We start from the raw sequence: 18,529 nt of genomic DNA on the forward strand, positions 1-18,529 counted from the left end.
GGATTATAATGTTTTGTGTCGAAGGGTAAATTGATTTTGGGTATTTTTTCATTCTTTTGGGGGTCAAGTATGTATACCAACGTAGATATATATCAGGCTTTGCATGAACTAGCTGATGTACCTGTGGTTGACCTGCGTTCGCCCGGGGAGTATGGTGAAGCCACTATCCCCGGTGCATTTAATATACCTCTGCTGGATAACATTGAACGGGCACTGGTAGGTACGGTCCATAAAAACCAAGGTCCTGATAAAGCTAGAGAACTGGCAATGGAAATTGTGGCTCCGCGGCTGCCTGTTTTTGTAAAATCTTTTCAAAAAATAGCGCAGTATAAAAAAGTTATGATTTTTTGCTGGCGCGGTGGTGACCGCAGTCACTTTGCCGGTAGTATTTTAGATGCCATGGGATTTAAGGTTTACCGGATATTAGGCGGTTTTAAAGCCTACCGGCGTTTGGTGACGGCATATTTAGGCGAGGAAAATTTACCTTTGCGGGCTGTGGTGGTACACGGATTAACCGGTGTAGGGAAGACTGATTTACTTTTAGCTTTAAAGGATATGGGACATCCTGTGCTTGATCTGGAAGGGTTGGCCAAACATAGGGGGTCGGTATTTGGTAAAATAGGACAACCCCCGTCCCCAGGACAAAAAATGTTTGAGGCGTTGATTGAGAGGGCATTGCGGCGGGCTGAGAAATACGGTATATTTTTAGTGGAATGTGAAAGCAGGCGGTTGGGTAACTTATATGTACCCGACTCGGTGCTGAACACTATGCAAAAAGGACACAGGGTATTGCTATATGCTCCGTTTAACACGCGGGTGCAGCGAATAATGAGGGACTATGCATTAGGCGGGCCTGGTAATTTAAGTGCTTTGCAGGATGCTGTAGTCCGGTTGACAAAGTATTTGGGAAAAACTAAAGTAAACGAACTTAATCAGCGGCTGGCCATGGGTAATTTTAGGGAAGTTTTTGGTTTTCTATTGGGTGAGTATTACGATCCGTTATATAAATACCCGGATGGTCCAAGTAAAGATTATGATTTATCGGTTAATACCCAAAATATGCATGATGCAGTTCAAAGAGTTAGTGATTTTATTATAAGTTTGCCGGAATATAAAATTCCGGGGAGGTGATGGTTTTGTCCATCGGAGAAGAGCTGCGGCAGGCCAGGGCGCAGATGGGAGCATCCCTGGCGGATGTGGAGAACGAAACCAAAATTCGTACCAAGTATATCAATGCCCTGGAAAACGATGCCTTTGATGTGCTGCCCGGTAAGGTATATGTCAAGGGCTTTTTGCGTACTTATGCTCGCTTTCTGGGGCTGGATGGAGAAACATTGGCCAGCCGGTATGAGGAACAGCTGGCATCCCTGGCTGTTGGGGAAGAAGCGGATGTTCAAGAGCCGGTGGTCCGTCCTATCAAACTGGCGGGCCGGTGGAAGGGTTTGGCTGTTGCCGTCCTGGTGCTGCTGGCGCTTATAATGGTATACCGGGGCGGTGCGCTGGTGGTTGACCCGCCCGATAATATTTCTGACAGCGGACAGCACCCGGGGGTCTCCGGTTCCCAAAATAATGTGGGTGATGATCAAGGCCCGACACCGGAACCTGATGATAATAATGTTGTGGTACCGGACACACAGGGAGTAGACATGGTTTTACAGGTTACCGATGGAGAGAGTTGGATACAAGTGGTGGTGGACAATGAAAATGTATTTGAAGGTACGATTGGCCCTAATAATGTTAAACAATTCGCGGGACGGGAAAGAATATGGTTAAAACTGGGCAATGCCGGTGTGGTCAAAGTACGGGTAAACGGTAAGGATTATGGTTTCCTTGACGGGCCAGGTCAGGTGGTAACCAAAACATTTACAGAAAAGGATGATCAGCTAACGGCCGGGGGATGATCTCTCCCGGTTTATCTCGGATTTGCATATTCTTTGACAGTGCTGCTTGCGGTGAGTTATACTGAGTTTTAAGAATTTAAAAAAGGTGTTATTAAGATGGCAACTGCAATTGGGTTTATCAGCTTGGGCTGTGCAAAAAACAGAGTGGATTCGGAAATTATGCTGGGACAACTGCGCCAGGCGGGTTATGATATTACGGGCGATATTAACCAGGCAGATGTAATTATCGTTAATACCTGCGGTTTTATCACTGCAGCCAAAGAAGAATCAATAGCAGCTATATTGGATGCAGCCCGGTGCAAAATAACCGGTAGGTGCCGGGTTCTGTTGGTGGCGGGCTGTTTGTCCCAGCGTTATGGTAATGAATTATTACAGGATTTGCCGGAAATTGACGGCGTTATGGGTACTGGAGCGGTTCCGGAGATCGTGGCAGTGCTGAAGAGGATACATGCTGGGGAAAGGCCGCTGGCGGTAAGTGCGCCCGGCTATATTCATCAAAGTCAGGTGCCCAGGGTGCTAACTACACCAAATTATACAGCTTACCTGAAAATTGCCGAAGGGTGTGACAATTGCTGCTCTTATTGTGCCATTCCCGCCATCAGGGGACCTTACCGCAGCCGTACCATGGACGATATTATAAACGAGGCACGATTGTTATGCTCCGGTGGGGTTAGGGAGTTAATTGTTGCGGCTCAAGAAACCACCCGCTATGGACGGGATATTTATGGCCGGTATGCATTAACCGGGCTTTTACAAAAGCTTGCGCTAATTGAAGAATGCCGCTGGATTAGAATAATGTATTGTTATCCCGATTCCTTTACGGAAGAGCTGGTTGAATTGCTTGCTACATCTTTAAAAATATGTCGTTATGTGGATTTGCCACTACAGCATATTAATAACCGGCTGCTGCGCATGATGAACAGGCGGGGAAATAAGGAAAGTATTGTCAAGCTAGTGGACAAGCTACGCCAAAACATTCCCGGCGTAACGTTGCGGACTACCTTTATTGTTGGTTTCCCCGGTGAAACCGAGCAGGAGTTTAACGAATTACTTGATTTTATGGAACAGGTCAAGTTTGAGCGGGCCGGTGTCTTTGGTTATTCACCCGAGGAGGGCACCCCGGCCGAGGCACTGCCTGGCCGCGTCAGTGATGAAGTGCTGGCGGAAAGGGTGGATCAGGCCATGCGTTTACAGCAGCGTATTTCGTTGGCCCATAACCATAATAAGGTGGGGCAGGTGCTTACCGTGCTGGTGGAAGGCTGGGATGACGATGCTAAAATGTACTGGGGCAGGACAGAGGCTGATGCTCCGGATATAGACGGCAGGGTCTTTTTTACATCACGTACAGTGGCCCGGGAAGGAGATTTTGTGCGGGTCAAGGTGCTGGATGCCGCGGAATATGATTTATCAGGGGTACGTACAAATGAACTTGCCTAATCGCTTAACTTTACTCAGGATTTTAATGGTTCCGGTCTTTCTGGTTGTGCTTGCTTTGAGGTTGCCCTGGGGGGATTATATTGCTGCCGCTGTATTTGTGTTGGCCGCATGTACCGACGGACTGGATGGCTATATGGCCCGTAAGCGGAAACAAATTACTAGTTTGGGTAAACTATTGGATCCGTTAGCTGACAAGTTGCTTATATCAGCAGCGCTGATTGCCCTGGTTGAATTAGGCAGGCTGTCCGGGTGGGTGGCCGTGGTGATTGTGGGTCGTGAATTTGCTGTGACCGGGCTGCGTTCCCTGGCAGTTACAGAAGGGGTGGTCATTGCTGCCAGTAAGTTAGGCAAAATTAAAACGGTTACTCAAATTGTGGCCATTGTAGCTTTATTTTTAAGGGATTTTCCATTTAATTTAATCAACATACCATTTGGTAATGTGGCCATGGCTGTGGCGGTTATTTTTACTATCTGGTCCGGCATGGATTATTTTCAGCAGGCCGGCTTTCTATTGAAATCAAAAGAAAAATAATTCCCAAAAATACAAAAACAACCTGCTGCAGCAGTGGGTTGTTTTTTATATTTGCCTTAACGAGCCATATGGCGACAATTACCTGATAAAAGCTCCCATAGGTTATGTTATAATTATTCATTGTCAGAACAGCGTCAAAACCAGCAGCAAAAAGTTGTTTCAGGGAAAGGAATGGTAACATGCGCTGGCAGGGCTTTAAAGTTCATGTGGTGGCTATATCGATGCTGGTCGCACTGGCAGCTTTTTTAGGTGCCCAGTGGTTGTATACCAGCTTAAATTTTCAGCAGCCACTAATGAAGGAATTGGATAATAATCAAATGATAACTGATTATCAAATTAAAGATGATGCCAATGTTTTAACCATAAAAATAACCCTGCGCGACACAAATGATTTAATGCACACATACCACCAAATAAATGACCAGGTGCAGGCTATTATGGGCGAGCGTTCCTATGCCATTGAGCTGGTTGACCGGCGAAATGACCGGTTGAATGAAGTTTATAACCAGGGACAGTTTGCCATTCATGAAGCTATAGCAATGGGTAATTTTACAGCGATGGCCGATTCCTTAAACAAGTATGCTCGTGGGGCAGGCCTTGGATCAAAGGTGTATATTGATAGTGATTATATTTACTGGCAGATGAAAGATGGCGACTATTATTTGCATGCAGTTTTTGAAAGGGGAAAAAGGCCTGGATCAGTGTCGCTGGGTACGGGTTCGGAAAGGGGGGTAAGTGGTGCTTAAAGAGGTAGTTTTGGGTATTGGCCTGGGTATGATTATTTTTTTAGCTGTTTCCGGTTATGACGTCACTCCTGTATTGTTCCTGGGGGTGGCTGCCGGTGCGCTGTTTTATATTGCCCGGTCACGCGGACTGGCGACCAAAGCATTTAACACTGCACCTCTGGCTCGCCGACCGGAAATTAGTTTCGATGATATTGGCGGGCAAAATACTGCTATTAAAGAATTAAAAGAGGCACTGGATTTTATAAAGAACCAAGAGCAAATTATAAAACTGGGTATCAGACCAATTAAGGGTATATTACTCACCGGACCGCCGGGCACAGGAAAAACACTGCTGGCAAAAGCTGCTGCGGGTTATACTGACTCTGTGTTCATTGCCTGCAGCGGTTCAGAGTTTATCGAAATGTACGCCGGTGTTGGTGCCCAAAGGGTTCGTCAGCTTTTCCAAACAGCCCGGGATACAGGTCAAAAACAGAAAAAGGACAGTGCCTTGATATTTATTGATGAAATAGATATCCTGGGCGGTAAAAGAGGTCAAAACACCAGTCATCATGAATACGACCAAACGCTTAACCAGCTGCTTGTAGAGATGGACGGACTCAAAGTAAACGATAAAGTGCGTGTGCTGGTGGTGGCCGCCACCAACCGGGCAGATATGCTCGATCCGGCACTGCTTAGACCGGGACGCTTTGACCGCCAGGTTAAAGTGGATTTGCCCGATAAACAGGGACGACTGGAAATATTAAAACTGCACTGCCGTAATAAACCACTGGCTAAAGACATTAATTTAGAGGAAATAGCCAAAGAAACATTCAGTTTCAGCGGAGCACACCTGGAAAGCCTAGCCAATGAAGGGGCTATTTTAGCTATGCGGGAAGGTTGTTTGGAAATTAAACACCGGCATCTGCATGAGGCTATTGACAAAGTGATGATGGGTGAGAAGCTGGACCGGCGACCGTCCAGGCCCGAATTGGAGCGGGTGGCCGTTCACGAAGTGGGACATGCCCTGATCAGTGAAAAGAACCGGCCAGGTTCCGTATCCACCCTTACCATTACACCACGTGGTCAGGCATTAGGTTATATGAGGCAGATACCTGAAGATGACACGTACCTGCATACCCGGGATTATTTAGAGAACCAAATCCGGGTTTTGCTTGCCGGTTCGGTGGCTGAAGAAATGGTGCTGGGTAATCGAAGTACGGGGGCCACCAACGATTTCGAACAGGCTGTTAAGGTGGCTGCGCAGATAATACGTTCCGGCATGTCCGAACTAGGTGTGGTGGATCCGGAAATTCTACCGCCGGATTTGCGTTACCGTGTGGTTAGCGGCATAATCAAGGAGCAGGAAAAGAAGGTTAAGGAATTTTTGGGCCGCATGCACGGAGCTATTAAGCAAATCGTGCATATATTACTGGCCGAAGAGAAAATCTCCGGTGAACAATTTAGAATCATGATGAAAAGTTATGGCAATTAATGAAAGCAGTATGCAGGATATCATAGACCGTACCTTATCTGATACGGTCTGTAATATGCTGCATTTTTTTTTGCATACTAACTAACACTAACATTCATGGTTATTTAAACACAATCTACTTATAAAGGCTGGATTTTCAATCGTTATGCGTGACTGCCAACGATTGTAACCATTTTGTTGTCAAATGCTGGTCCTGAACAAACATTGTAGCCCAAGATTTAATTAAATATGATAGTTGCAGGTTTTAGGCATATTTTTTAGAAGCATTAGCAGGAATTACCTTTAGATGGCACGAATATGCAATTTAAGCGAGGTGGCGATGGAAATTGGATGGGGAAATTATTTTAACGGGTAATTATGCAGAGGAGTCATTGAAGGAAACTGTTGGGGTTATGCTGGTTGAGCGTGGCCTAACGGTGTCTTTAGCTGAATCATGTACCGGGGGTCAGGTAATGAAGTATTTATCAGATGTTCCTGGTAGTTCTCGATATTTAGCCGGTGGGGTGGTGGCTTACAGCAATGAGTTGAAAGTCAATTTATTAGGTGTGTCCAGGGTCATAATTGACCGGCATGGGGCAGTGAGCGAGCCAACTGCCAGGTTGATGGCCGAGGGCGTTCAAAATGTAACCGGTACTTCCCTGGGTGTTGGTATAACAGGCATTGCCGGGCCCGGCGGCGGCACGGAAGAAAAACCTGTGGGTCTGGTATATATTGCTGTGGCTGGTGAAAACAAAACGGTTTGTCAAAGGTATGTTTTTTCCGGGCAGCGGATAGAGGTGCGTTCCAGCGCGACCAGTGCAGCACTACAAATGCTTTGCCAATATCTAATGGATATGGGGTAAATAATATCAATGGTTGGCAGTGCGGGTAAAAAAGCATTGTTGACATGTATTGGTTAGTTCTATAAAATTATATCGAAACTCGAACATTTGTTTTAGGAGGGGTCGCCTTGACTGATAAGCAAAAGGCGTTGGAGAATGCGCTTCAGTATATCGAAAAGCAATTTGGCAAGGGTTCCATTATGAAATTAGGTGAGAGTGCAGCCAGGCTAAATGTAGAGGTTATTCCTACGGGCTCAATATCCCTGGATGTGGCCCTGGGAGTGGGCGGGGTGCCCCGGGGCAGAGTGGTTGAAATATTTGGCCCCGAATCGTCGGGTAAAACTACAGTGGCTTTGCATATTATTGCCCAGGCGCAAAAGGCCGGGGGGTTGGCAGCTTTTATTGATGCCGAGCATGCTTTGGACGCCAGTTATGCCAGTAAAATAGGCGTGGATATTGAAAATCTATATGTATCCCAGCCTGATACCGGGGAACAGGCGTTGGAAATTGCGGAGCAGCTGGTACGCAGTGGTGCTATGGATTTGGTGGTTATAGATAGTGTGGCCGCGCTGGTGCCCCGGGCGGAAATTGAGGGTGAGATGGGTGACGCTCATGTAGGACTGCAGGCACGTTTAATGTCCCAAGCACTGCGTAAACTGACCGGTGTAATAAGTAAATCTCGCTGTACAGCTATTTTTATTAACCAGTTAAGGGAAAAAGTGGGGGTAATGTTTGGCAGTCCTGAAACAACACCCGGGGGGCGGGCGCTGAAATTTTATGCCTCTGTGCGCCTGGATGTGCGTAAAATTGATACTTTAAAGCAGGGGACTGATGTCATAGGCAACCGGACCAAGGTGAAGGTGGTTAAAAATAAGGTGGCGCCCCCATTTAAACAGGCCGAGTTTGACATTATGTATGGTGCCGGTATTTCCCGGGAGGGCTGTATACTGGATGTAGCGGTGGACATGGGCATAGTTAATAAAAGCGGGGCCTGGTATTCCTACAAAGAGGAGCGATTAGGCCAGGGCCGGGAAAATGTTAAGGAGTTGCTTAAAGAACGTTTGGAATTGGCGGAAGAGTTGGATGTGGTGGTGCGCCAAAAGGTGGGGTTGCCTGTTATGGCTAAACAAACCCAGGCTGCCGTTGATGGTGCCACCAAGGTGGATTGATTAACTTGTCATATGAAAAAGATATTCAAATGGCTAAGGAGAAATGTTTTAATTTATTAACTTATAGGCCCAGAACGGAATACGAGTTAAAGTGCCGCTTAAAACAAGCGGGTTTTGATACTGCTGTCATTGAAAATACTATTTCAACCTTGCAAAGAACGGGCTTAATAAATGATGGTCTTTTTGCCAGGGAATGGGTGAGGTGGAGGCTTTCTGTAAAGCCGGTGGGCAGGGAGTACTTGAGGTCGGAATTGCGGCAAAAGGGTATCGATAGCGCTATTGTTGAAGCATCATTACATGATTATGACACTGGTGATGAATTTGAAAAGGCGCTGGCGCTGGCCAGGAAAAGAGCGGGGCGTTGCAGTAAGCTAACCTGGCGCAGGCTGGCCGGTTACCTGGGACGACGTGGTTTCTCCCATGATGTAGTGACTAAAGTGTGTAATATGCTGGCTGGTAATGGTGTTCTGGATATATCTTGACACGTTGTCTTAAAAAAAGTACAATTAATGCTGGGAGAAAGTAGAATTGGAGTTACCCGGCCATCGGGTTCATATATATTGCCATAAAATAATATATGGAGCAGGCAAGGAGATTTTATATTGATCAGTTGCTGCTTTGTTATATTTATGTGCAGTGATGGTCAATGTAATTTTTGGTCCTTGTCTGGGCAACCATGGTTGAATAGTCCGATTCTTTTTCTTACCGAGTAGCGCTCGGTGTTTTTTTTGTTAACTGAGCAAAATTATTATATATTATTTTTGCTAGGAGGTGAAATATTGCAAGCTAGCCTGACAGTATTTGTAACTGTTGTAATTATTGCCGTACTTGTTGCCTTTGGTGCAGGATATCTGGTCAGAAAATTAATTGCTGAATCCAAAATTGCTTCCGCTGAAACGCAGGCCATAAGAATTTTGGAGGAGGCCCAAAAAGATGCTGAAGGCAAAAAACGGGAAGCTATTCTAGAAGCCAAGGAAGAAATATTAAAGCAGCGTAACGAAATGGAGCGGGAACATAAAGAACGCCGTTCCGAGCTGCAGAGGTTGGAACGCAGGCTGGTTCAAAAGGAAGAAACACTTGATCGTAAAGTGGAAGGTATAGAAAAGAAAGAGGAAGTATTGAACCGCAAGGATATGGAGGTTGAAGCGCTGAAGGCAGACCTTTCGACTATTTACAGTCGCCAGGTGGAAGAGTTAGAGAGAATATCCGGGCTTACTTCAGATGATGCCCGGCAGATATTGCTGTCCGACATAGAAAAGGAAATTCAGCACGAAGCCGCCATATTGATCAAGGAGATAGAGAATAAGGCCAAAGAGGAAGGGGAAAAACGAGCCAAAGAGATTATTACTTTGGCTATACAGCGTTGTGCCGCCGATCACGTTGCCGAAACAACGGTGGCGGTAATACCTTTGCCCAATGATGAGATGAAAGGGCGGATTATAGGCCGGGAAGGCCGGAATATAAGGGCCTTTGAAACAGCCACGGGTATCGACCTCATTATTGACGATACCCCCGAGGCGGTTATTTTATCAGGTTTTGACCCAATACGCCGTGAAGTGGCCCGTATGTCACTGGAAAAGTTAATTGTGGACGGACGTATTCACCCGGCCCGCATTGAGGAAATGGTTGAAAAGGCCCGCAAGGAAGTGGATCAGCAAATTCGGGAGGCTGGTGAACAAGCTGTATTTGAAACCGGTATTCATGGTTTGCACCCTGAGTTGATTAACCTGCTCGGCCGGTTGAAGTTTCGTACCAGTTATGGTCAGAATGTTTTAAAGCATTCTATTGAAGTTTCCCACTTGGCGGGATTAATGGCAGCCGAACTGGGTGTGGATGTGCAGCTGGCCAAAAGGGCCGGCCTTTTGCATGACATAGGTAAGGCAGTGGACCATGAAGTAGAAGGACCTCATGTGGCCATCGGTGTGGAACTGGCGCAGAAATACCGGGAAGGTAAAGAGGTTATTCACGCCATTGCCGCGCACCACGGTGATGAGGAACCCAGAACAATTGTGGCCGGTTTAGTGCAGGCGGCAGATGCCGTGTCAGCGGCTCGGCCTGGAGCCAGGCGTGAGACGCTGGAGAATTATATTAAGCGGCTACAGAAACTCGAGGAAATCGCCGGTACCTTTGATGGGGTGGAAAAATCGTATGCTATCCAGGCGGGCCGGGAAATTAGAATTATGGTAAAACCCGAAAAAGTCGATGATTTAGGTGCCATAAAGCTGGTCAGGGAAATTGCTAAAAAGATAGAAAATGAACTGGATTATCCGGGCCAAATTAAAGTAATGATTATTCGTGAAACGAGAGTTGTAGATTACGCCAAGTAAGAAAAAACTAACGATCTCTTTAACTTAAACAATATTTTTCTGCGCTGACTTAAAATAAAGTGGGGCGAAGAATATTGAAGAAAAGAGATCGTTTTTTTAATTTGGAATATATTAATTACCATTTAGACGTCTGTAAGGCAGGAAAAAACTAATTAGAATCGAAGTCTAATAACAGTTGTGATGACATTAGAAGGTAGGTGGATATTTTTGCATGCCCATTTAAAGGCCGGTGATGACGTTACAGACTGTGTGGGTTTATTGATTTCCATACTGGTTCGTTATCCCCAAGTAGCTTCTATAAATTTTGATCCATGGGAGCACATATTAAGGTTTAATTTTATTTGTTCACAGGTTTTGAATGAGGATGAATTTGAAGAGTTTAAGATACTGCTTTTAAACTCTATTCAAACATATAATTATCTGGAAAAGAAAGATGCCATACTGGTAGAAATTTCACACCAGGTTTATGAAGATTTGACGTTGATAGAGATTAGAAGAGATGTGGGTACACTGGTTCAGGAAGAAATTGCCCTGGTGGTGGCAGTCTTTAACCAGTTTATGGGAGGAAATTTGGTTTCTGACTTAAATGAAGCTATAATTGAGGAAGAATTAATTGTTCAGGAAGAGATTATTGAACATATGCTGGAAAGTGTCAGGGCCTCGGTGGAGGATAAACCTTTATATGCCTTTCGGGAAGAGGGCAAAGTGCTTGTTTTTAATAAGTAGGTGGTTGTTACGTTGATACGTCTTATGATGATAGGAGATGTGTTTGGGCGTGCCGGGCGCCGGGCACTTAAGGATAATATACCGGGACTGGTACGGGATGAACAAATTGACCTGGTTTTGGCCAATGGGGAAAATGCGGCCGGGGGAAACGGTATGACCAGGGAAAATGCCAGAGAAATATTCGCTGCCGGTGTCGATGTTATTACTATGGGCAACCATGTTTGGAACAAAAAAGAAATAATTAATTACATTGACAAGGAAAAGAGAATAGTCAGACCTTATAACTACCCGCCTGGAACGCCGGGAACCGGGTTTGGTTTATTTAAAACCAAAAATAACGATATGGTGGGTGTAGTTAATTTGTCTGGTCGGGTATTTATGCCGGAATTGGACTGCCCTTTTAGGTGTGCTGATCAAGTTATACCAATTTTAAGGGAAGAAACCCCCGTTATTTTAATGGACTTTCACGCCGAGGCCACGTCGGAGAAAGCCGCTATGGCCTACTACTTGGACGGCAGGTTATCGGCGGTCTGTGGTACGCATACCCATGTGCAAACAGCCGATGAGCGTATACTGGAAGGGGGTACGGCGTTTATTACCGATGTGGGTATGACCGGTCCCCGTGATTCAGTGATAGGCGTAAAGAAAGAGTTGGTTGTGCATAAGTTTTTAACTCAAATGCCTCAAAAATTTGAGGCCGCCAACGGTTTATACCAGTTCAATGCTGTAATAATTGATGTTCAGCGGGATACAGGCCAGGCCGTTGCCATAAAGCGTATTCAAAATTATGAATAGTCTTAACAAAAAAGTTAAAAAAATATTGTGTAAAAAAGGAATTTAGCTGCTGCTGCAGAATATATTTTAAAAACAGGGATAATTGCATACATTCTTTCCAGAGAAGAAGGAGGTTCGATGAATGGAAGTGTTAAAGGTTTCAGCAAAATCCAATCCAAACTCTGTAGCTGGTGCCCTTGCCGGAGTGCTAAGGGAGAAGGGATGCGCAGAAATGCAGGCTATTGGCGCGGGTGCATTGAACCAGGCAGTAAAAGCGGTAGCCATTGCCAGAGGATTTGTTGCGCCAAGCGGTGTGGATCTAATTTGTATCCCGGCATTTACGGACATATTAATAGACGGAGAAGAGAGAACAGCAATTAAGTTAATTGTCGAACCCCGGTAAGTTACTAATCATTTTGATGTGTCAAAAGCAACCTGTTTATTCTAATTAAAGAATAAACAGGTTTTTTAGTTTTTTAATGAACGGGGGCGATGAACATTGTATACACCATGGATTGTGGACGGTCATTGTGATACGCTGACGGCCATGGCTAAAGAAAACCGCACTTTCAGTGAAAGATCCGCCAGGGGACAGCTGGATTTACCGCGTATGCGGTCGGGCGATATAATGGTGCAGTTTTTTGCGGCCTTTATTGCACCCAGGTATAAAGATATGGCTTTAAAAAGATGTCTACAGTTGATAGATATTTTTTATGCGGAAATACTTCAAGACCAGAGCAGTGTTGAGCTGGCCTTAAATGCAGAGGATATTCACCGGGTTACCGGAGCAGGTAAAATTGCCGCGCTGCTATCTATTGAAGGTGGTGAAGCGCTGGCCGGCGATATAGCGTTATTGAGAACCTTTTACCGCTTGGGAGTGCGTTCGATAACATTGACCTGGAATGGGCGCAACGAGCTGGGGGATGGAGTGGGGGAAGATTTTGCTGCCGGTGGTTTAAGCTTGTTTGGCCGTTCGGTGGTGCAGGCGATGAATGACCTGGGTATGTTGATTGACGTAGCTCATCTGGCCCCCCGGGGATTCTGGGACGTGGCCGAAACATCCAGCAAGCCCTTTGCCGCCACCCATGCCAACTGCCGGGCGGTGTGTGATCATCCCCGCAATTTAGATGATGATCAAATAGAATACCTGGCCCGGAACGGTGGTATAGTGGGGCTGACTTTTGTTCCCGAGTTTGTAGATCAACATAATCCCAGCCTGTCAGCATTCATCAAGCATATTGATCATATTGCATCTCGTTTTGGTACGCATTGCATTGGGTTAGGATCTGACTTTGATGGTATGGATAAGGTTACGCCGGGATTGCATGACGCCACCTGTGGCCCGTACCTCGCCGAAGCGCTGATAAGTCATGGTTACAGTCACGAACAGGTAGCCGGTATAATGGGAGGAAATTGGTTAAGGCTGTTGACCGTGGTTTTAAAATAATTTGCAAAGGATTGAGGATAGTCCGAAATGTTCATTTAACTATGGTACAATAATGGTACAATATAAACATGTTTTTTGTTCGAGATATGATATGTTAGGGTGATAATAATGTTTGCTGATTTGCATATACATACTACCTACTCCGACGGTTTAAGTACTCCGGAGGAAGTAGTGCGTATGGCTGCGCATACCAAATTGCGGGCTTTGGCTATAACCGATCACGATACCATGGAGGGTACCCAGTCGGCAAGGCTGGAGGCTGCCTTGCATGGAATTGACATTGTAGATGGAGTGGAATTAAGTACTGAATGCGATGGCCTGGAAGTACATATCCTTGCTTATTGTATAGATCCCAACAATACCTATTTTCAGGAACACTTGAATGTCTTTCGCAATGCCCGGCTGAAAAGAGCTCAAAAAATTGTGGCCAAGTTACAGCATATGGGGATTGATATTACTTTTGATCAGGTACTTGAGCTGGCCGGGTCCGGTTCAGTGGGCAGGCCGCATATTGCCCAGGCTTTAATGGCTGGTGGGAAAACCAGCAGTATTACTGAGGCCTTTGAACAATATATTGGTGTGGGTAAACCAGCTTATGAGCCCAGATTAAAATATCACCCGGTGGAGATGGTTAAGCTGGTCAGAAAGTTGGGCGGTGTGCCTGTACTGGCTCACCCGGGCATATCCTGCGGTGAGGACTTAATAAATTCCCTGATTGATGCCGGGTTGCAGGGGCTGGAAGTGTATCATCCCAAACATTCGCGGCATGTAGAAGATTACTATCTGGGGCTTTGCCGAACATACGGGCTGGTAGCCACCGGTGGCTCTGATTTCCACGGTGTAGGCGTAACAGGGCACGGGCGTCTGGGGGAGGCCAGGGTACCTTATGCGGCGGTTAAACAGTTGTGGGCGCTGGCCACAAAAAATAGTAAGCTTTAGAATTACCTGGCGGAGGAAATGTATATGGAAAAAGCGCGTAGAATACAAAATATGGGTTCAGCGATTTTCAATGAAATGGAGGAACTAAAAAAGAAAGTAGAGCAGCGGGGCGTTGAGGTAATTAATCTGGGGGTGGGTAGTCCGGATCGCCCGCCGGCACAACATATTATCGAAGCTATGCACAAGGCTCTTGATAATCTGGATAATTATCGTTACCCGCTGGTTGGCCAGCTAGCGCTGCGCCAGGCGGTGGCTAACTGGTATAAAAACAGGTTCAGGGTAGAATTAGACCCAGCCGATGAGGTACTGGTTTTAATGGGTTCCCAGGACGGTTTGGCTCACATAGCAATGGCTTATATCAATCCGGGAGACATTGCCCTGATTCCTGATCCTGGCTATCCCATATATGCTGCCAGTATAGTGTTGGCGGAGGGTGAAATTTACCCTATGCCTTTATTGGCGAAAAATGACTTTTTACCGGATTTGCAAGCCATACCGCAAGATGTGGCCCGACAAGCCAAGTTGCTTTGGGTGAATTATCCAAACAACCCGGTGGCTGCTTCAGCTAACCGGCAATTTTTTGCGGAGCTTGTAAATTTCGCCCGGGAGTATGACATCGTGGTTTGTCATGACATTGCCTATTGCGAGCTTGCCTTTGACGGCTTTGAGCCCGTTAGTTTTCTGGAGGCGCCGGGAGCTAAGGAAGTAGGTATTGAATTTTATTCACTTTCTAAAACTTATAACATGGCAGGCTGCAGGATTGGATTTGCCGTGGGTAATGCGGGTGTTTTAGAGGCACTGAATAGAATAAAAACTAATATTGATTATGGTGTGTTCAACGTTGTTCAGAAGGCTGGTATAGCAGCTTTGGAAGGACCCCAGGATTGTGTGCGGGAAAACGCAGAGTATTATCGCCGTCGTCGGGATGTGCTGGTGGACGGCCTTGCCGGTTTGGGCTGGGAAGTGCCCCGACCCAATGCCTCCATGTTTGTTTGGGCACCTCTGCCCAAAGGATATAATTGTTCCTGCCGGGAATTTGCCTTAAAAATGCTGCACAGCACTGGTGTACTGGTGATACCGGGCACTGCTTTCGGAAAAATGGGTGAGGGATACCTGCGTATTGCTTTGGTGCGGGATGAGCCTGTGCTGCAAGAGGCGGTTCGCCGTATTGGTGAATTTTTACGCTCCGGGGAACAGGCGTGATATGTCTATTTAAAAACCACCGGACATATAATAAAACTATATTAAGACGGTCAAGGTGGTGTTGCGATGAAAGAATACCCGGATGTTCAATATTTCCAGCGCAGGATTCAGGAATTGGAGGATAAGGTGGACCAACTCCGTCTTAGCCGTAGGGTATTGATGAATTTAGTAGAAAAAGTGGAAAAAGAAAAGACATTTTTTATGACCAGGCTGGAAAAGGAAAACCGCCGTTTACACCGTAATAATTACAAGTATGCCTGTTGGTTATTGAAGAAAAACAGGCAAATTGTAGAACTTGAATCCAAAATTAAAGGTCAGTAAAGATACTATAATTAATTACTGATGACCCTAATGAGGGGTCTTTTTTTTACAAGTTATGATATAATTCAAAAGAGAGAGATTAACCCGTGATGGCTGAGTTAATTGCAAGCAGCCCGGTACTGAGGTTTTTCACCTAACCTGTTTTTAAACGGTAAATACTTTGGTATTAATAGTGGAAGCTACCGCACATTTATCCATGACTGGATTACAAATAAAAACGAATGTAAATGATATGCAGTTTCACAGGTGCCCCGCGGGTGGGTTTTGCACCCGGGGGATAATAGGGAATCAGGTTAAACCTGAGCGGTCTCCGCCACTGTATACGGGTAGCCGCCATAGCCGGTACATCCGGTTTAGCCACTCTACGGGGGAAGGCGTATGTCGGCAATGATCCGTTAGCCAGGAAACCTGCCTGTGATTGCCAGTAACCTGCGTGAGATGGGGAATGGCTTTCTTTGATGGGGATGATAAACTCCAGTCTGGAAAGCTGGGGTTTTATTTTTTTGTCCAATTTTTATTTATAAGCGGTTATTAATCTAATATGGCTTACTCAAAAAATAAAATTAACTTTATTTATATGGGGGAGATGTGGACTTGACAAGCGGGGAAATTGTGCTGGTAATTGGCGGAGCACGCAGCGGTAAAAGCAGTTTGGCTGAGAAACTGGCTGCGGTACCTGGCAAAGATGTTATTTACGTAGCCACCGCCGGCGTACATGACGATGAAATGGCTGAACGGGTTAAGCAGCATCGCTTGCGCCGTCCGGATGGTTGGCGTACGGTGGAGGAAACACATATGCTGGCCGGTGTACTGCTTTCGCTTCACCCGGGGGCAGTGGTATTGATTGATTGTTTGACCCTTTGGATGTCAAATTTATTGCTGGATGATCATATCCCCAGACCCGGGGCAGGCATATCGGAAAAGGAAAACTATATTATTGCCCAGGCCAGGGAAATTGTCGATGTGGCCCGGGATAAACAGTTGACTCTGGTTATGGTCAGCAATGAGGTGGGCTGCGGCCTGGTGCCCGAGCATGAACTGGGCAGAGTATACCGTGATATTGCGGGACGGGTTAACCAGCTGCTGGCCGAACTATCCGACCGGGTTTTTTACGTGGTGGCGGGCATGCCTCTGGAGTTGAAATCACTCGCGGCAGGCAGCTTGCAAGGGGGGGGACGGTAATGCCAGCCAAAACAATTATGATCCAGGGAACGGCTTCCCATGCCGGCAAAAGTATTTTAACGGCAGCTTTGTGCCGTATTTTTTATCAAGATGGTTACCGGGTAGCACCTTTTAAATCGCAAAATATGGCTTTAAATTCATTTGTAACTGCCGATGGTGGTGAAATGGGCCGGGCACAGGTGGTGCAGGCCGAAGCGGCGGGGGTGCCGCCCAGTGTGGATATGAACCCGGTGTTGCTAAAGCCTACGGGTAACGCTTCATCCCAGGTGGTGGTGCTTGGCCGGCCGCTGGATAATTATACTGCCTGGAATTATCATCAACAGCTGGCAGGTAAATTGTGGAGTGTGGTTACTTCAGCATTGGACAGGCTGCGCAGTAATTTTGATATAGTAGTAATTGAAGGGGCCGGCAGCCCGGCGGAGGTGAACCTGCAGGACACGGATATTGTGAATATGAAGGTGGCCCGCCGGGCAGAGGCACCTGTGTTGCTGGTGGCTGATATAGATCGGGGTGGTGCTCTGGCGGCAGTTGTGGGTACCCTGGAATTGCTTCCCCCCGGAGACAGGGAAAGGGTTAAAGGCATTATTATTAATAAATTTCGGGGTGACGTAAGCTTGTTTCAGCCTGCCATCCGTTTCTTGGAACAAAAAACGGGGGTGCCGGTATGCGGCGTGGTACATTATTTTGATGATTTGTACATCCAGGATGAAGACTCAGTGGTTATGGAAAGAAAGAATTACCTTGCTGGTAATGATAGTGGCAAGGTGGAAATTGCTGTGCTGCGCCTGCCCCGTATCTCTAATTTTACTGATTTTGACCCCTTGGAAAGTGAACCCGATGTGCATTTGCGGTACGTGGGGCGGGATGATAAGCTTGGGCATCCAGATTTTATTATTATCCCGGGCAGCAAAAATACCATTGAAGATCTTTTATATCTCAAACAAACGGGTCTGGCAGGTGCAATAGTGCGCCTGGCCCGCCAGGGGGTGCCGGTGATCGGTATTTGCGGTGGCTTTCAAATGTTGGGCCAGGAGCTTAAAGATCCGGATAAAACCGAATCTGAGATTGAACATATCTTCGGGTTGGGTTTGCTGGATATGTATACTGTTTTTGCCAGGGAAAAGGTGACTAGTCAGGTGCAGGCTTCAGTGGCCGTAGGTGGTAAATTCTTAGGTAGTTATGGTGAGCCATTGACGGGTTACGAGATCCATATGGGCCGCACCAAATTGGGTGCTGATGCCAGGCCTGCTTTTGTAATTAATACCCGTTCAGGTTGCCAGGTGCACGTGATGGATGGGGCGCAAAGTGCCGATGGCAATATTTGGGGTACTTATATACACGGTATTTTTGATAATGATACTTTACGGCGGCACCTGGTGGATATGATGAAGAAGAAAAAGGGATTGGACACAGAGGGACAAGCAGTGTTAATGAGTACCGAGCAAAAAAAACAAGCGGGTTACGATCGGTTGGCTGAACTGGTGCGTCATAGCTTGGATATGAATTTAATCTATCGTTTAATGGGAATGTAGT

Annotated in this window: 19 protein-coding genes and 1 riboswitch; all 19 genes read left to right on the top strand. The window is 46.2% G+C overall.

Annotated features, from left to right (window positions below; translation table 11 throughout):
- Positions 1-69 precede the first annotated feature (69 nt).
- The 19 genes from mnmH (at position 70) to DESGI_RS09000 (ending at position 18,528) form a co-directional block, all read left to right on the top strand.
- Positions 70-1,131, top strand: coding sequence for a tRNA 2-selenouridine(34) synthase MnmH (gene mnmH / locus DESGI_RS08905; RefSeq protein WP_006522502.1), 1,062 nt, complete (start codon positions 70-72; stop codon positions 1,129-1,131).
- Positions 1,132-1,136: 5 nt separating this feature from the next.
- Positions 1,137-1,901 carry a helix-turn-helix domain-containing protein gene (locus DESGI_RS08910; protein WP_006522503.1) on the top strand — a complete coding sequence of 255 codons (765 nt, stop codon included), beginning with the start codon at positions 1,137-1,139 and terminating at the stop codon, positions 1,899-1,901.
- 96 nt (positions 1,902-1,997) lie between these two features.
- Positions 1,998-3,338, top strand: coding sequence for a 30S ribosomal protein S12 methylthiotransferase RimO (rimO, locus tag DESGI_RS08915; protein WP_006522504.1), 1,341 nt, complete (start codon positions 1,998-2,000; stop codon positions 3,336-3,338).
- The gene (gene pgsA, locus DESGI_RS08920) at positions 3,325-3,870 is read left to right on the top strand and encodes a CDP-diacylglycerol--glycerol-3-phosphate 3-phosphatidyltransferase (protein WP_015617955.1); all 546 of its coding nucleotides are present in this window, start codon (positions 3,325-3,327) and stop codon (positions 3,868-3,870) included. Before rimO ends, pgsA begins: the two co-directional genes overlap by 14 nt.
- A gap of 179 nt (positions 3,871-4,049) precedes the next feature.
- A complete protein-coding gene (locus tag DESGI_RS08925; RefSeq protein WP_006522506.1) occupies positions 4,050-4,616 on the top strand; it encodes a hypothetical protein in 567 nt (188 codons plus the stop codon).
- On the top strand, positions 4,609-6,087 hold the full coding sequence (locus DESGI_RS08930) for an AAA family ATPase (protein WP_006522507.1): 1,479 nt from the start codon (positions 4,609-4,611) through the stop codon (positions 6,085-6,087). Before DESGI_RS08925 ends, DESGI_RS08930 begins: the two co-directional genes overlap by 8 nt.
- Positions 6,088-6,413: 326 nt before the next feature.
- On the top strand, positions 6,414-6,929 hold the full coding sequence (locus DESGI_RS08935) for a CinA family protein (protein ID WP_006522508.1): 516 nt from the start codon (positions 6,414-6,416) through the stop codon (positions 6,927-6,929).
- A gap of 107 nt (positions 6,930-7,036) precedes the next feature.
- Complete coding sequence (gene recA, locus DESGI_RS08940; RefSeq protein WP_006522509.1) at positions 7,037-8,077, top strand: recombinase RecA; 1,041 nt, start codon at positions 7,037-7,039, stop codon at positions 8,075-8,077.
- Between the two features lie 5 nt (positions 8,078-8,082).
- Positions 8,083-8,559 (top strand): regulatory protein RecX, encoded by a 477-nt coding sequence (locus DESGI_RS08945; protein ID WP_006522510.1) that lies wholly within the window; start codon positions 8,083-8,085, stop codon positions 8,557-8,559.
- Positions 8,560-8,856: 297 nt separating this feature from the next.
- Complete coding sequence (gene rny / locus DESGI_RS08950) at positions 8,857-10,404, top strand: ribonuclease Y (protein WP_006522511.1); 1,548 nt, start codon at positions 8,857-8,859, stop codon at positions 10,402-10,404.
- Between the two features lie 207 nt (positions 10,405-10,611).
- On the top strand, positions 10,612-11,130 hold the full coding sequence (locus tag DESGI_RS08955; RefSeq protein WP_006522512.1) for a hypothetical protein: 519 nt from the start codon (positions 10,612-10,614) through the stop codon (positions 11,128-11,130).
- 15 nt (positions 11,131-11,145) lie between these two features.
- Positions 11,146-11,925, top strand: coding sequence for a TIGR00282 family metallophosphoesterase (locus DESGI_RS08960; RefSeq protein WP_041285343.1), 780 nt, complete (start codon positions 11,146-11,148; stop codon positions 11,923-11,925).
- Positions 11,926-12,046: 121 nt separating this feature from the next.
- Entirely contained in the window at positions 12,047-12,307 is a 261-nt protein-coding gene (locus DESGI_RS08965; protein WP_006522514.1) for a stage V sporulation protein S, read from the top strand.
- A 96-nt stretch (positions 12,308-12,403) separates the two neighbouring features.
- Positions 12,404-13,351, top strand: a complete 948-nt coding sequence (locus DESGI_RS08970) for a dipeptidase (protein WP_006522515.1) — start codon at positions 12,404-12,406, stop codon at positions 13,349-13,351.
- A 108-nt stretch (positions 13,352-13,459) separates the two neighbouring features.
- On the top strand, positions 13,460-14,290 hold the full coding sequence (locus tag DESGI_RS08975; RefSeq protein WP_006522516.1) for a PHP domain-containing protein: 831 nt from the start codon (positions 13,460-13,462) through the stop codon (positions 14,288-14,290).
- Between the two features lie 24 nt (positions 14,291-14,314).
- The gene (locus DESGI_RS08980; RefSeq protein ID WP_006522517.1) at positions 14,315-15,493 is read left to right on the top strand and encodes an LL-diaminopimelate aminotransferase; all 1,179 of its coding nucleotides are present in this window, start codon (positions 14,315-14,317) and stop codon (positions 15,491-15,493) included.
- A 66-nt stretch (positions 15,494-15,559) separates the two neighbouring features.
- On the top strand, positions 15,560-15,814 hold the full coding sequence (locus DESGI_RS08985; RefSeq protein ID WP_006522518.1) for a hypothetical protein: 255 nt from the start codon (positions 15,560-15,562) through the stop codon (positions 15,812-15,814).
- A gap of 227 nt (positions 15,815-16,041) precedes the next feature.
- Positions 16,042-16,244, top strand: a riboswitch (cobalamin riboswitch).
- A 158-nt stretch (positions 16,245-16,402) separates the two neighbouring features.
- Complete coding sequence (gene cobU, locus DESGI_RS08995; protein ID WP_435050896.1) at positions 16,403-16,996, top strand: bifunctional adenosylcobinamide kinase/adenosylcobinamide-phosphate guanylyltransferase; 594 nt, start codon at positions 16,403-16,405, stop codon at positions 16,994-16,996.
- Positions 16,996-18,528: a cobyric acid synthase gene (locus DESGI_RS09000; protein ID WP_006522520.1), complete on the top strand. Its 1,533-nt coding sequence runs from the start codon at positions 16,996-16,998 to the stop codon at positions 18,526-18,528. Before cobU ends, DESGI_RS09000 begins: the two co-directional genes overlap by 1 nt.
- Position 18,529: the final 1 nt, after the last annotated feature.

The organism is Desulfoscipio gibsoniae DSM 7213 (assembly GCF_000233715.2).
Classification (GTDB): Bacteria; Bacillota; Desulfotomaculia; order Desulfotomaculales; family Desulfallaceae; genus Sporotomaculum; species Sporotomaculum gibsoniae.

Bases quoted from the DNA above. Each gene is read 5' to 3' on its own strand.
- DESGI_RS08965 (WP_006522514.1), top strand. From the start codon at position 12,047: ATGGAAGTGTTAAAGGTTTCAGCAAAATCCAATCCAAACTCTGTAGCT.
- DESGI_RS08975 (WP_006522516.1), top strand. From the start codon at position 13,460: ATGTTTGCTGATTTGCATATACATACTACCTACTCCGACGGTTTAAGT.
- DESGI_RS08925 (WP_006522506.1), top strand. From the start codon at position 4,050: ATGCGCTGGCAGGGCTTTAAAGTTCATGTGGTGGCTATATCGATGCTG.
- DESGI_RS08980 (WP_006522517.1), top strand. From the start codon at position 14,315: ATGGAAAAAGCGCGTAGAATACAAAATATGGGTTCAGCGATTTTCAAT.
- rimO (WP_006522504.1), top strand. From the start codon at position 1,998: ATGGCAACTGCAATTGGGTTTATCAGCTTGGGCTGTGCAAAAAACAGA.
- pgsA (WP_015617955.1), top strand. From the start codon at position 3,325: ATGAACTTGCCTAATCGCTTAACTTTACTCAGGATTTTAATGGTTCCG.
- DESGI_RS08985 (WP_006522518.1), top strand. From the start codon at position 15,560: ATGAAAGAATACCCGGATGTTCAATATTTCCAGCGCAGGATTCAGGAA.
- DESGI_RS09000 (WP_006522520.1), top strand. From the start codon at position 16,996: ATGCCAGCCAAAACAATTATGATCCAGGGAACGGCTTCCCATGCCGGC.
- mnmH (WP_006522502.1), top strand. From the start codon at position 70: ATGTATACCAACGTAGATATATATCAGGCTTTGCATGAACTAGCTGAT.